Raw genomic sequence first — 12859 nt, forward strand, 5'->3', positions numbered from 1 at the left:
ACCGGGAACAGTTCACCGATACAGTTCTCGCTGGGAGATTGAGAGTGGCTACAAATCAATCAAGCGAGTTATGGCTGCGATGACCTCCAAAAGTTACGTACTGCGGTTCTTCTACTTCGCGTTCGCGTGTCTCCTCTACTCGATCTGGCGGGCGGTCGATTCACTCCTCCAGGTCGAATTGACGGGTAAGTATGAGCACTCGCCAATTGTGACGGCGAACAACACACTCACGCTACTGAAGAAGGAGACCGGTATCGGATAAGGAGTCTCTCAGACCGAGAGAACGCCAGGGAGTCGAAGGAGCAACAAGATTTCGACCAAGCGGACACGAAACGTGTAGACAGGACGAGACAGGTTATACCAGTTACCTGATGCGTGTTCAGTTAAAAGTGATTACTCAGATAAAGAACCACTACATCAAGTAATAGGCGTGCTTAATACCGATGTACATTCGTGTTCGGTTAACACTGCCAGTAATGTTTCCCGAGCAGTGGCGACCATACTTGTTCGCTAAACATACTCGATCTGGCTGTCTGAACGTGGCCAGCCTGACCCAGTACGCGGACGATCTTGCGCTCACAGCCTTAACCGACCATGGATATACCGGGAGGGAGCGTTATGCTGATATCGTAACGGTGTTGCGCGTGTAGGTGAACGCGAAGCGGCAGTGAGGCCACCAGATGCGAAAACTGTCGTCCCCCGCGTCTAGAGGGCTATTTCATCGCGGCCGGGACGGAGAGTCGGTTCCCAGGCGCCCTTTCAGCGCCACTCGACGATGGTGTCGAACGGCGCGGGCCTGACACTATTGCCCCTCGCTCGATACCGTCCGTAGCACGCCCCGGAAAACTGTATCCACACGAAGTAGCATACGGTGAGGTACTGGAATTCTCACGTCATTGTTTCATTAGATTCGACAAGAGCCTCGATTCAAAAATATGACGAGACACATCGAGAGCCCGTCTCGACAACTTTGTGGGTGTGTGAGAGACCGCCTCCCTCCAAATCCCTCAAACGTGAACGTTCAAGCGATGGCGTTTCCAGGCTCAGTATGGCACGCGAGTGCCGGGGGTATCGATCGTGAGTGCTCTCAGCATCGGGTGAACCGTTTACTGATCACAAGCCGTTGTGGATCTTCCGGGATCGTGCGTCCACTGTAACGTTCGGTAGCGTGACCCTGACGCTGTGATTCTGCAGGACTCTCGATTACCGTCGAGAATGCGTCGCTGGAATCAACGGGACTCGTCGGCGAATTACCCTGATTGAGCCCATGGACGTACATGTGTCCGATTTCTACTTCAATCCCATTGCCCGATATCGTCAGTGTAGTACAGCGTTCGCTCTCTGCTGTCTCACACCCCGAGGGACGGAAGCGACGATCACGAACATTAAACGAGTAAAAAGTATCGACGTCTCTCTTGATCATAACCGTCGATATTACGCCTGAGGGAGGTTGCCGATCACCAACGGGGACCGATCTATCGACGACTCGCCAGCACGGTGGAGATGTGGCAGTGATCCGCGTTCCGTACTGACGCGGAGCCCGTCCAGGCGATTTCGACACGGTTGACGTCATCCCGTTCCCCCTCACTGACCGCGTCTCAATTCCTCCTACGTCCTTCGTCCTGCTCGACAGAAGAGAACTCTGACACGTACGAACGCTTATCCCATCACACGGTCTGAAGACGCCGTGGCGTGTTTAGACCATGCACGATACAGTGATTCGTAACGGGACGGTCGTCACTCCCGAATACACCTTCGAAGGTGACGTAGGTATCGACGATGGAACGATCACCTCGATCGGGAGACCCCACGAGTTAGCCGGGGAGGCGGTACAAGACGCGACCGGACAGTTGGTCTTTCCGGGGTTCGTCGATTCACACGTTCACGTGAACCTCGCACTTGGCGAGTTCACGACGAACGATTCGTTCGCGGCCGCGACGGCGGCCGCCGCCCGTGGAGGGACGACGACTATCGTTCCCTTCGCGATACCAGACGCGGACGAGTCGCTCCTCGATGCGTTCGAGCGACGGCAAGCAGAGGCCGCCGGAAACGCCTACGTCGACTACGGGCTACACGGCTGCGTGACGCGCGCTAGTGAGAGGGCGCTCTCTGAATTACCCCATCTCATCGATCGCGGCGCAGCGAGCATCAAGCTCTTCACGGTGTACCGAGATCGGTTGATGCTCACGCACGGCGAGATACGTGATGTCTTCGAGGTGGTCGCTGCCCACGGTGGGCTGTGTCTGGTTCACGCCGAAGACGAAGCGATCATCGCACACCTCATCGATCGGCAAAAACGTCACGGCGTACTCGACTATTCGGTGCATGGGACGACCCATCCAGACGTATCAGAGTCGACAGCGATGTGGACGATCGCCGATCTCGTCGGAGAGACGTGTTGTCCGACCTTCTTCGTCCACGTTAGTACGGGTAGGGCACGACAGGTTCTCGAATCCGCCCAGAGGCGAAACCTCCCTCTGCTCGCGGAGACGTGTCCACACTACCTCACGCTCACGGAGGATGTCTACGATCGAAGGGATGGGGAGCGATTCGTCTGCAGTCCACCAGTTCGCGACGTGACCAGCCGCGACGCCCTCTGGTCGATGCTCGACGACGGCCTCCTCCAGACCGTAAACAGCGATCACTGCGGCTACGATACGGAACAGAAACGCCGACACCGCGGTGACGTTACGCGGATGCCCAACGGGTTGCCCGGGGTCGAGACGCGAAATACCGTCCTCTACTCGGAGGGTGTCACGACGGGGCGATTGTCCCTCAGCGAATTCGTTCGGTTGACGTCGACGAACATCGCCAGGATGCTGGGACTGTACCCACGAAAGGGGTCCGTCGCCATCGGGAGCGACGCGGACCTCGTGGTGTTCGACCCGGACGCCGAGTGGACGGTCGATGGGTCGACGCTGCAGCAGGCATCCGACTACTCGCCGTTCGACGGATTCGAGGTGCGCGGGAGACCGCGAGTGACGCTCGTCCGAGGGGAGCCGATCGTGGAGGAAGGTACTCTCGTCGGGGCCCCCGATCACGGTGCGTTCCTCCCGACCTCCGGCGTGGACGCGCTCGACCTGTTCTCGAGATGGCCCCGTCCCTGAACGCGCCCTCGAGAAATGTCGTCACGTTCCGTCACCTGCCCGGTACGCACAGTTAACCGCTGCCGGAGCCAAGTGGGATTCCCATGGGCGAGGAGATTCGATCCAGTAGCGGATTCGTCGCGCGGCCCCTCGACGACGGAGAGCGGACGACGTTTCCGAACGGCACGGTCGAGGCGGTCATGATCGGCGACCTCACGGTGAGGCGGGCGACGATGCAACCGGACTGGGAGTGGGAACGGGACGAGAAGCGACTCGTCGGGACGAACAGCTGTCAGAACTCGCACGTGCTATACGTCGTGGCCGGTCGACTCGGACTCAGACTCGAGGACGGCACCGAGCACGAACTCAGTCCGGGCGACGTGGCCACCGTTCCTCCCGGTCACGTCGGCTGGACGATCGGAGACGAGGAGCTCGTCTACCTCGACTTCGACGCCGGCGACGATCCGACGGACTAGCCGGCGTCCCTCGGTTCGGGGGCGATCCAGGCGAACGCCAGGCCGACGACTGCGAGCAACGCGGCGTAGCCGAAGACCGCGTCGAACGCACCGGTATCCTCGATGAGCGTCCCTGCGACGATCGGAGCCGTGAACGAACCGAGGATGCCGACCGTACTGACGAACGCGACGGTCGTGCCGCCGACGGCGTCTGGGACGAGGTCGCGGGCGTAGCTGAAGAACACGCCGATGCCGAACTGGACGAAGAAGCCGACGAGCACGAGCAAGATGACGATGAGCACCGCGTCGTTCACGGCGAGGAGTGCGGCGGTGGCCGGCGCGACGACGAGGAACGAGGCGCGAGCGATCGGGCGACGACGGCGTTCCATGAGGCGATCGGAGACGAGGCCGCCGCCCGAGCGGGAGAGGACCCCGAGCGCCGGAACCAGTGCGACGAGGAGGCCGCCCTCTTCGAGCGAAAGGTCGGAGGTCGTCGCCAGGTAGGACGGCATCCACCCGCTGAAGAGCAGGAGGAGCGAGTACGCGACGAACGCCATGGCGGCGACCGACCACACGCGCCGATTCCCGAGCACGTCCGCGAGTGCCCCGACCGTCGGTCCGGAGCGGGCGTCGTTCGACGGGGGGTCGGCGGTTCCGCCGACGAGCGCGAACGCGACGAACGAGAGCGTGAGGAGGCATCCCTGAACAGGAAACGTCGCGAGCCAACCGACTCTGGACGCGACGACCGGAGCGAGCGCGAGGCCGAGCGCGAGACCGACCGGGCCGCTCGTCGTGTAGAACCCGAGCGCGGTCGCCTCGTTCCGCGGGTCCACCGATCGGCCGACGAGATCGATGCTCGCGATCCAGAGGGCCGCGAACGCCATCCCGCCGAGGAAGCGCGACGCGAGGAAGGACGCGTAATCGCCCTCGCCGCCGGCGAACCAGCCCCAGACGATCGCGACGAGGAGCCCCACCACGGCGGCCGTCACGACGCGGCCGGCGTCGAACCGGTCGAGGACGCGCCCCGCCGGTAGTCCAACGACGGCCTCGGCGGCATAGGGAACGCTCACGATCCAGCTCGCGGCGGCCGCACCGATCGCGAGTTCCGCGGTCAGCACTGGGAGGATGCCCGCCGGTGCGATCAGGTAGGCGGAGCCGCAGACCGCGAGTAGCCACGCCCCGAGCAGGAGTCCCCGCGGGGATTCTCGTCCCTTCTCCATGGGTGACGATCGGTCGATCCGCGTCTGATCGAATTCAACCAAGTACCGGAGAGTCGACCGACGGAGTACATATACGTTTCGTACACCTCGACCCCCTCCCCCCGCGTACTATCCCGCGACTGAACGCGAACGGCCGACGCATAGCTTTATCAAGCAATGCGGGTATGGTTAACGTGAGCCATGCGAATAAAGGCCATCAATCCGAACACCACCCTCGAGATGACGGAGAACATCGGGAAGGTGGCGGACAGGTACACGAGCGACGAGGTCGAGGTCGTGGCCGTCTCCCCGGAGCGCGGTCCGATCAGCATCGAGTCCTACTACGACGATTACCTCGCGATCCCCGGGCTGTTGGAGGAGATACGGAAGGACGAGGGGGACTTCGACGCGTTCATCAACGCCTGCTGGGGCGATCCGGGGATCGACGCCTGCCGCGAGGTGACCGAGAAGCCGGTCGTCGGGATCGCCGAGGGGTCGATGTACGTCGCCAACATGCTCGGCGCGAGGTTTTCGGTCGCGACTATCCTCCCGCGGGCGAAGGACCTCATCGAGGAGACGGTCCTGACGACGGGGCTCGCCTCGAAGTGTGCGTCCGTCAGGTGCACGGACCTGACCGTCGTCGAGACGGAGACGGCCCGCGACGCCGCGGTCGAGGCACTCCTCGAGGCGAGCACGCTCGCGGTCGAGGAGGACGGGGCGGAGGCGATCTGCCTCGGCTGCGCGGGCATGGGCGGTCTCGACGAGGAACTCGAGAAGGCGCTCCCGGTGCCGGTCATCGACAGCGTCGGCGCGGCGGCCGTCCTCGCGGAGGGACTGGTCAGGCTCGGCAAGTCGACGAGCAAGGTCATGACGTACAAGCCGCCGGAGCCGAAGGAGATCAAGGGGTACCCCGACGTCTTCCAGTTCACGGAACACGCCCCGTCCGCCGACGACTGAGCGCTCGAGTAGACTCGACGGTTTCGACGTTCCCTTTCTCTCTCGCGACACGAACCCGACCACCGGCGTCGCGGACCGAACTGCACTAAATCGCGACCGGATCGACGGAAGGGCGCTACGTCGCCGCGACTTTCCGTCTCCGTCAGCCGCGCAACCGGCGGGTCTCCGCCTCGTCGACCTCGATATCGTCGGTGAGCGCGACGCCGTAGGCCTCGCGTGCGCGTTCAACGCTGACGAAGCCGTCGAGGACGTCGGCGCGAACCTTCTCCGGGTCGCGCTCCGTCGGATCGCCCCACCCGCCGCCGCAGGGGCCCACCAGGCGGAGCCGCTGGCCGACGTCCATCGCCTGGTTCTCCAGCTTCGAGGTGAGCCGCTGCTCGTCGTCGGTGTCGGGATCGAGGATGATCTGCCCCGTCGTGCCGTCGCGGCCGCCGTCGAAGCCCCACGGCGGGTACTTGTTGCCGTCGCCCTCGATGGACACGCGCGCCGGGGTGACGAACTCCATCTCGCGGATCGTGCCGATGCCGCCGCGGTTGCGCCCCGCCCCCTCGCTGTCCTCGCGGAGCTCGTACCTGCTCACCCGGAGCGGGTAGTGGCTCTCGATGTCCTCGATCGGGTTGTTCCGCGTGTTGGCGTAGAGCGTGTCGACCGCGTCGAGGCCGTCCTTCGCCGGTCGGCCGCCGTAGCTGCCCGAGGAGATGTCCATGTACACCCAGTACTCGTCGTCCTCCGTGACGCCGCTGAACGTGCTCACCTTGAGGTTCCCGATGCCCGCGCAGGTCTTCTCCGGGACGACCTCCGCCAGCGCCTTCAGCGTGAGGTCCGCGATCCGGTTGCCCGGGCAGAACCGCGCGATCGTCGGCGCGGGGAACCGCGGGTTGACGATGGTCCCCTTCGGTGCGTGGACGGAGACGGGCCGGGTGATGCCGTTGTTCTGTGGGACGAGCTCGTGCTCCTCGGTGTCGAGGAGGGTCGACCGGACGACGAGCAACACCGCCGGGATGACGGTCCCCTTGAACGGCATGTTGATCGGTCGATTGTCGATCTGGTCGTCGCACCGCGAGAGATCGACGCGGATCTCCGAACCGTCGACCTCCAGGTCGACCGCGAGGAACACGTCCTTCTCGTTCGGATCCGGCGAGTCGAGGAACCCGTCGATGTAACCCTCCGCGGAGTAGGTGCCGTCGGGGAGCCGCTCGATCTCCCGGCGCAGGCGCTCCTCGGAGTAGTTCATCATCGCCTGGCCCGCGAGCTTGACCGTGTCGTGGCCGTACTCCTCGAACAGCTCGTGCATCCGGTCGACGCCGACGCGGGCGGCGGAGATCTGCGCCTCGATGTCGCCCATGACCATGTCGGGCACCCGGATGTTGTCGGCGATGAGCTGCCAGGCGGCCTCGTTGCGCACCCCGTCGTCGACGATCTTCAGGGCGTCGAGCCGGATCGACTCGCTGTAGGCGTCGATGGTGTCGATGATGCACGTCCCGGGCTTGTCCGCGCCGACGTCGAGATGGTGGGCCGTCGTCACCGAGAACCCCGTCAGCTCGCCGCCGTGGAAGATCGGGACGACGATCCCGAAGTCCGGGGCGTGACTCGCGCCGTAGTAGGGATCGTTGTGCAGGACGACGTCGCCGGGCCGGAAGGAATCGCCCCGCTCGTCGAAGACCTCGATCACGCCCTCCACGTAGGCCGGGATGGGACCCATCTGGAGCGGCGTGCTGTCGGTCTCACAGAGCTGTCGGCCCTGCTCGTCGAGGAGCGCGCAGCCGAAGTCCTCCGACTCCCGGATGATGCTCGAGTAGCTCATCCGGGTCAGCTTGTGACCCATCTCGTCGCAGATGTTGACGAGGCTGCCCGAGATGACCTGCCGGGTGATCGGATCGACCCGTCGTTCGGGGTCGTCGACCTCGAGTCGCGGCGCGGTCTGCTGTCTAATGTCGGTGCCGGCGGGGTTCTGTGTTTCGTGTACTTCTGCCATGATGTCTCGTCTCCGTTCTCACTCCCTCGGGGCCAGTTCGATGTCGCCGTACTCTAGGACGCGCGCCGAGAAGTCCGGCGGGACGATGGTCGTCGAGTCCTTCTCCCCGATGATGACGGGGCCGTCGATCTCGTGGCCCGCACCGAGCGTCGCCCGTTCGACGAACGGCGTCTCGAACGAACGCGCCTCGCCGTCGACGCTGAAGTAGACGTCCTCCGTGAACAGCGCGAGGTCGGCCACCTCGCCTTCCGCCTCGGGGATCGGGACGAGCTTCGAGGAGGGGAGACGACCGTACGCCGTCACCCGCTCGTTGACCAGCTCGACCGGGTTCTCCGGGAAGTTGTGGCCGAACTCGCTCCGGTGGATCTCGTCGAACGTCTCGCGGACCCGCTCGACGGGCGACACGCGCTCGCCGTCGCCGACGACGACGTTCAGCTCGTAGCCCTGTCCCTGGTAGCGGCAGTCGGCGGTCAGTTCGAGTTCGATGTCGTCGTCGCTCACGCCGTCGGCGCGGAGGCGGGTTCGAACCCGCTCGACCAGGTCGTCGTAGTCGGTCTGGAGCGTCTCGCGGTCGAGGTCGGCCAGCATCGAGAACTCGGTGGCGATCTGGTCGTACTGGAGGTCGGTCGTCGAGAGCCCGATCGCCGACAGCACGCCGGGGCTAGCCGGGATCAGCGTGCGTGGGATGTCGAGTTCGCGCGCGATGTCGGCGGCGTGCATCGGCCCTGCCCCGCCGAACGAGACGAGCGCGAACTTCTTCGGATCGCGCCCCTTCTGGATCGTCTTCGACCGGATCGCGTTCGCCATGCTGTTGTTGACGATCTGGAGGACGCCGAGCGCGGCCTCCATGGTATCCATCCCGAGGGGCTCCGCGAGACGCTCGCGGACGACCTCGCGCGGCTCGTCGGTCGAGAGGTCCATCTCGCCGCCGAGGAAGAACTCCGGGCGGATGCGCCCGAGGGTGACGTGTGCGTCGGTGACCGTCGGGTCGGTCCCGCCGCGCTTGTAGGCCACGGGGCCGGGGACCGCGCCGGCGGACTTCGGCCCGACGCGGAACGCGCCCACCTCATCGAGGTAGGCGATGGAGCCGCCGCCCGCGCCGATCGTCTCGATGTCGATCATCGGGATCATCACGGGGTAGCCGCCGATCTGCGTCTCGCGGACGTTCGCCTCGACGATCTCGCCGCCGGAGACGATGCCGATGTCGGCGCTCGTCCCGCCCATGTCGAGCGTGATGACGTTCGTCCCGGAGTCGTCGACGGGGTTGGCGTCGCCGCGCCACTTCCCTCCCAGGATGCCCGCCGCGGGGCCGGACAGTAGGAGCGTCACCGCAGTCTGCTTGACCATGTCCTCGGTGGCGATGCCGCCGTTCGACTGCATGACGTGAAGGTCGGCGTTCACGCCGAAGGCCTCGAGTTCGCGCTTGAAGCGACTGATATATTCGACCACCTTGGGGCCGATGAACGCGTTCATCGCGGTGGTGGTGAACCGCTCGAACTCGCGGAACTGTGGGTAGACCTCACTCGACGTCGTCACGTACGCGTCCGGGTGAACCTCCTCCACGATCTCCTTCGTTCGTCGCTCGTGCTCGTCGTTCAGGTAGGAGAAGAGGAACGAGACGGCGACGGACTCGACGCCCTCCTCCCGTAGCTCGGCCGCGCGCTCGGCGACCGCGTCCTCGTCGAGCGCGAGCGCGACCTGACCGTCGGCGGTCACCCGTTCGGGGACCCCCTTCCGGTGCCGTCGCCTGACTAACGGATTCTTCTGCCACGGGATGTCCTGCTGGATGGAGTAGTTCTGCGGACGCTGGTGGCGTCCGATGTGGACTACGTCGCGGTAGTTCTCGGTCGTGATCATCCCCGTCACGACGCCGTCGTGTTCCAGCACGGCGTTGGTCGCGATCGTCGTGCCGTGGAGCACGTAATCGACCTCGACTGGCTCCGTCCCGGTCATCTCGCAGATCTCGCGTATCCCAGTCAGAGCACCCTCTGAGGGATCCTCAGGGGTCGTGCTCACTTTGTGTATCGTCTGTTCACCCGTTTCGTTGTCTATCAGGTAGATATCGGTAAAGGTCCCGCCGATATCTACGCCCAGGATTTTCATCGGCGTGTACGACGATAGACGCGACCGCTAAAAAAGATTTGCCCCTTGTTTGCACGTCACGAGGTATGGTGCTGCCCGGAACGAGCCTCGCCGGATCGGCCGGCGTTCTGTGTGCCGTCACGTCGACGGCCCTTGGCAATCAGGCGCTCGACGATCAGTCGGCGGCCAGGTCGAAACCGTCGGCGATCGCGTCGATACCGTAGCCGACGTTTCCGCCCATGACGCTCGGGACGACGAAGTCGAGGCCGTAGTCGAAGAACTCGGCGAGTCGCGCGACGCACTCGTCTGCGGTGCCGGCGGCGGCGAGTTCCCCGACCACCCAGTCCGGAACGTGCTCGGCGGCACTCGCGCTCCCCTCGGCCTCGGTGGCCTCACGCACGGGTCCCATGACCTCCTCCCGGACGTCGTCGCGGTCGAAGAACGGGTCGCCGACCGCTCGCCTCGCTCGCTCCAGTCCGGGGAGATTGCAGACGTACTCCGCGACCATCGGTTTCACCGCCGCCTTAGCCCTCTCGCCGTCAGCGTCAATGGAGAACGCGGGTACCATCCCCACATCGGGGCGCTCACGTCCGGCCTCGCGTGCCCCCTCGTCGATGAGGTCGAGGGCGTTCTTCACGTAGCCCTCGCTGACGAAGACGTTCAGCACGACACCGTCAGCTATCGCTCCTGCGAGTTTTAGCATCTTCGGACCGGTCACGCCCATATGACATCCTCCCCGGCGTAAACGCCGGGAGACGCACGGCGTCTCCCGAGCCTCGCTTCACGTCGTTCAGCGAGACGCCGGGGTTTCCTCGCGCTGGGGGTATCGGCTACCGACCCACGGAGGCAACTTGCGGGTTTGTATGCTCCTCGTTGGGACACGAGCGTGGTGACTCTGACCATCGGTGGTCGTCCCACTTGAGGCATACAGGCCGTGCCATCGGCCGTGCTACGTTGGTCTGCTGTTGACGAGACACGCAGTGTCTCGTTCGCCAATCAGAAATCTGCGATTTCTGATGACGTCTCAGGAACGTCTCGGACGCTGTAAGGTCCGCGTGCCCCTCGAAGCCGCACGGACACGTCAGCGTGTCGCCGTGGCGCGTCGTCCGCTCGGTCGACCCGCACTGCGGACACTCTTGAGAGGTCCACGCTTCCGACCGGGCCTCCACACTGATACCGTACTCCTCGGCGGTACACACGAGGCGCTTGACGAACGCCCGGAACGCCCAGAAGTTGTGCGTCTTCGCGTTCGCCTCCACCGACCAATGCGTGTCGAGTACGTCCGTTAACGCCCCGACGTACACCGTAGAGACGCCTTCGGCGTGCAACCGTTCTACGAGGTCGCGGGCGAGCGCGTCTTGGGCGTGGTCGCGTCGGCGCGTTCGGCGTCGGTACAGCGAGCGTATTCGGTTCGAAGAGTACCTTCCTTCGCGGAGCTTCGACTGCAACCGGGAAATTTCTCGCGTCGCCTTGCGGAATCGCTCGAAGAGGTCGCCCCCCTCGTACAGGAGTTGCGTACCGGTCGTGGTCGTACAGGCGACGAGATTGTTCGCACCAATATCCAGAGCGGCCGTTTCGTCGGCCAGTGGTGATGCCAGTCGAGAAGTGCCGATTGTGACTGGCTGAAAGGCCCTGAATCGGTCCGAATACTCGTCGTAGTACAGTTCCAACCGACCCTGCTTGTCGTACTCGTTCCAGCTGGGGTCGCCCCGGACTTCGAGTCGGAGACGTTCCTGTCGGTCAAGTCCGTACTCGTCTTTCAGGTCTTGGCCGACGAGAATCTCGAGTCGGGAGTACGTGCCCCACTCGACGGAGTACGACGTGTTGCGGATGTACGTGCGGAGTTCGCGGCCGTCCTCTCGGTTGCCCCAGTATCCGGGCGTGCCGTTGGCTTCGCCCTTCTGTTGGAGCGCGAAGAACGACCGCCACGCTTCACGGTTCTTGCGTTCGATTTGCTGAACGGTCGACGCGCCGAGAACACCACCGTAGCGCCCGCGATACTCGCTGATGTCCCACACGTCTCCGTCTGGCTCGGCGTAGCGTTCACGGCGCTCGAAGTTGATTTCGTTCCAGAGAGCGGCAGAAGCGTCCAACAGGCGGCGAAGCAACTCCTCGTCCTCCTCGGACTGGGGAACCACCTCGAACGTGTTTGTCCGCCTCATCACCTATTCCTTGTACCCGAAAGCTAATGTATGTTTGGGTTTTGTGCGTTTGTATGGTGAAGAACATCCACCTCGTCGTGGACGACGACGTGCATGAGCGGCTAAAGCGAATCAAGGACGACCACGGTCTGACGTGGGAAGGGATGTTGCTCCACGCGGCGAAGGACTTGGATATCCCGGACTGAGCGGTGTCGGCGGTGTTTCGCCGTTGTCGGATTCACGCCCGTCATCAGAATCGCTTCGCGGTTCTTATGGGCTGTCCCAAGAATGACTTCGTCGTTCTTGTGGGCATGGAAGACGTGACGCGTCTTCCATACTGCACAAGACGTTTTGCGTCTTGTGAACGCCGTGAACGGTGGGACTCTCTCCTTGAGTCAGGTAGGGGTTGACCATGGCCGTGCCGAGCCGTATCCGTTCGGTGCGCGACGCCCACGCGGCGAGCGGCGCGACGCCGTCGCGCATGAGCCGGGATTCGAGCGCCCACGCCGACTCGAATCCGCGGTCTTCCGCGAGGCGCACGTACGTCCCCTGGCGGGGTTCCACCGGCTGATCGACGAAGGCGATGCCAAATCTCTTGGCAGACATTATCTCGCTTCAGGGACCGGGGTCGCATAACTGTTTGCCGTAGAGAGCGTCGATCGACTGGAGCGCTCGACAGCGACGGTCGTGTTCTAACTACGATAGAAAACTATTAATCGTCCTGCACCGAACAACCCTCCGGGCATTGTCATGGCAAACCAAGGCATACTTCCCCTCGTGGGGATCGTAGTAGTCGCAGTCCTGTTGTTGGGGCTGGTGTACGCCAACGTCACCGGGATGCTGTCGCTGTCCGGGGCGGAGGTAGTGGACAGGAACACGGCGACGATCGTCGTCGCTGCGCTGTTTCTGCTCATGGTACCGTGGGTGTACCGACGCATGAAGACGTCGTAGAGACGATACGACG

The 12859-nt window shown here is 63.8% G+C and carries 12 protein-coding genes; 6 read left to right on the forward strand and 6 right to left on the reverse strand.

The genetic code is table 11. From position 1 onward, the window contains the following. Window positions 1-79: 79 nt before the first annotated feature. The 3 genes from NKI68_RS23890 (at window position 80) to NKI68_RS00520 (ending at window position 3562) form a co-directional block, all read left to right on the forward strand. On the forward strand, window positions 80-262 hold the full coding sequence (locus NKI68_RS23890; RefSeq protein ID WP_438267790.1) for a hypothetical protein: 183 nt from the start codon (window positions 80-82) through the stop codon (window positions 260-262). Between the two features lie 1441 nt (window positions 263-1703). Next, window positions 1704-3107, forward strand: coding sequence for a dihydropyrimidinase (gene hydA / locus NKI68_RS00515; protein ID WP_254544737.1), 1404 nt, complete (start codon window positions 1704-1706; stop codon window positions 3105-3107). 83 nt (window positions 3108-3190) lie between these two features. Next, the gene (locus tag NKI68_RS00520) at window positions 3191-3562 is read left to right on the forward strand and encodes a cupin domain-containing protein (RefSeq protein ID WP_254544738.1); all 372 of its coding nucleotides are present in this window, start codon (window positions 3191-3193) and stop codon (window positions 3560-3562) included. Here NKI68_RS00520 and NKI68_RS00525 read toward each other — a convergent pair. Further along, window positions 3559-4803 carry an MFS transporter gene (locus NKI68_RS00525; protein ID WP_254544739.1) on the reverse strand — a complete coding sequence of 415 codons (1245 nt, stop codon included), beginning with the start codon at window positions 4801-4803 and terminating at the stop codon, window positions 3559-3561. The genes NKI68_RS00520 and NKI68_RS00525 overlap by 4 nt on opposite strands. A gap of 138 nt (window positions 4804-4941) precedes the next feature. Between NKI68_RS00525 and NKI68_RS00530 the strand changes: the two genes are divergently transcribed. Continuing rightward, window positions 4942-5697, forward strand: coding sequence for an aspartate/glutamate racemase family protein (locus tag NKI68_RS00530; protein ID WP_254544740.1), 756 nt, complete (start codon window positions 4942-4944; stop codon window positions 5695-5697). Between the two features lie 142 nt (window positions 5698-5839). Here NKI68_RS00530 and NKI68_RS00535 read toward each other — a convergent pair whose 3' ends face one another. The 4 genes from NKI68_RS00535 to NKI68_RS00550 all read right to left on the reverse strand — a co-directional run bounded on the left by NKI68_RS00535 (window position 5840) and on the right by NKI68_RS00550 (window position 11916). Next, window positions 5840-7672, reverse strand: a complete 1833-nt coding sequence (locus tag NKI68_RS00535) for a hydantoinase B/oxoprolinase family protein (RefSeq protein ID WP_254544741.1) — start codon at window positions 7670-7672, stop codon at window positions 5840-5842. Between the two features lie 18 nt (window positions 7673-7690). Further along, a complete protein-coding gene (locus NKI68_RS00540) occupies window positions 7691-9775 on the reverse strand; it encodes a hydantoinase/oxoprolinase family protein (protein ID WP_254544742.1) in 2085 nt (694 codons plus the stop codon). Window positions 9776-9929: 154 nt separating this feature from the next. Beyond that, complete coding sequence (locus NKI68_RS00545; protein ID WP_254544743.1) at window positions 9930-10478, reverse strand: LLM class flavin-dependent oxidoreductase; 549 nt, start codon at window positions 10476-10478, stop codon at window positions 9930-9932. 106 nt (window positions 10479-10584) lie between these two features. Beyond that, window positions 10585-11916 carry an RNA-guided endonuclease InsQ/TnpB family protein gene (locus NKI68_RS00550; RefSeq protein ID WP_254544744.1) on the reverse strand — a complete coding sequence of 444 codons (1332 nt, stop codon included), beginning with the start codon at window positions 11914-11916 and terminating at the stop codon, window positions 10585-10587. A gap of 53 nt (window positions 11917-11969) precedes the next feature. Here NKI68_RS00550 and NKI68_RS23500 point away from each other — a divergent pair, with 53 nt between their 5' ends. After that, window positions 11970-12101, forward strand: coding sequence for a hypothetical protein (locus tag NKI68_RS23500; protein WP_256562657.1), 132 nt, complete (start codon window positions 11970-11972; stop codon window positions 12099-12101). Window positions 12102-12165: 64 nt separating this feature from the next. Here the strand turns inward: NKI68_RS23500 and NKI68_RS00555 are convergent, their stop codons facing one another. Then, the gene (locus NKI68_RS00555; RefSeq protein WP_254544745.1) at window positions 12166-12501 is read right to left on the reverse strand and encodes an LLM class flavin-dependent oxidoreductase; all 336 of its coding nucleotides are present in this window, start codon (window positions 12499-12501) and stop codon (window positions 12166-12168) included. Between the two features lie 144 nt (window positions 12502-12645). Between NKI68_RS00555 and NKI68_RS00560 the strand changes: the two genes are divergently transcribed. Beyond that, window positions 12646-12846: a hypothetical protein gene (locus tag NKI68_RS00560; RefSeq protein ID WP_254544746.1), complete on the forward strand. Its 201-nt coding sequence runs from the start codon at window positions 12646-12648 to the stop codon at window positions 12844-12846. The last annotated feature ends 13 nt before the right edge of the window (window positions 12847-12859 follow it).

Source organism: Halomarina pelagica (assembly GCF_024228315.1).
Classification (GTDB): Archaea; Halobacteriota; Halobacteria; order Halobacteriales; family Haloarculaceae; genus Halomarina; species Halomarina pelagica.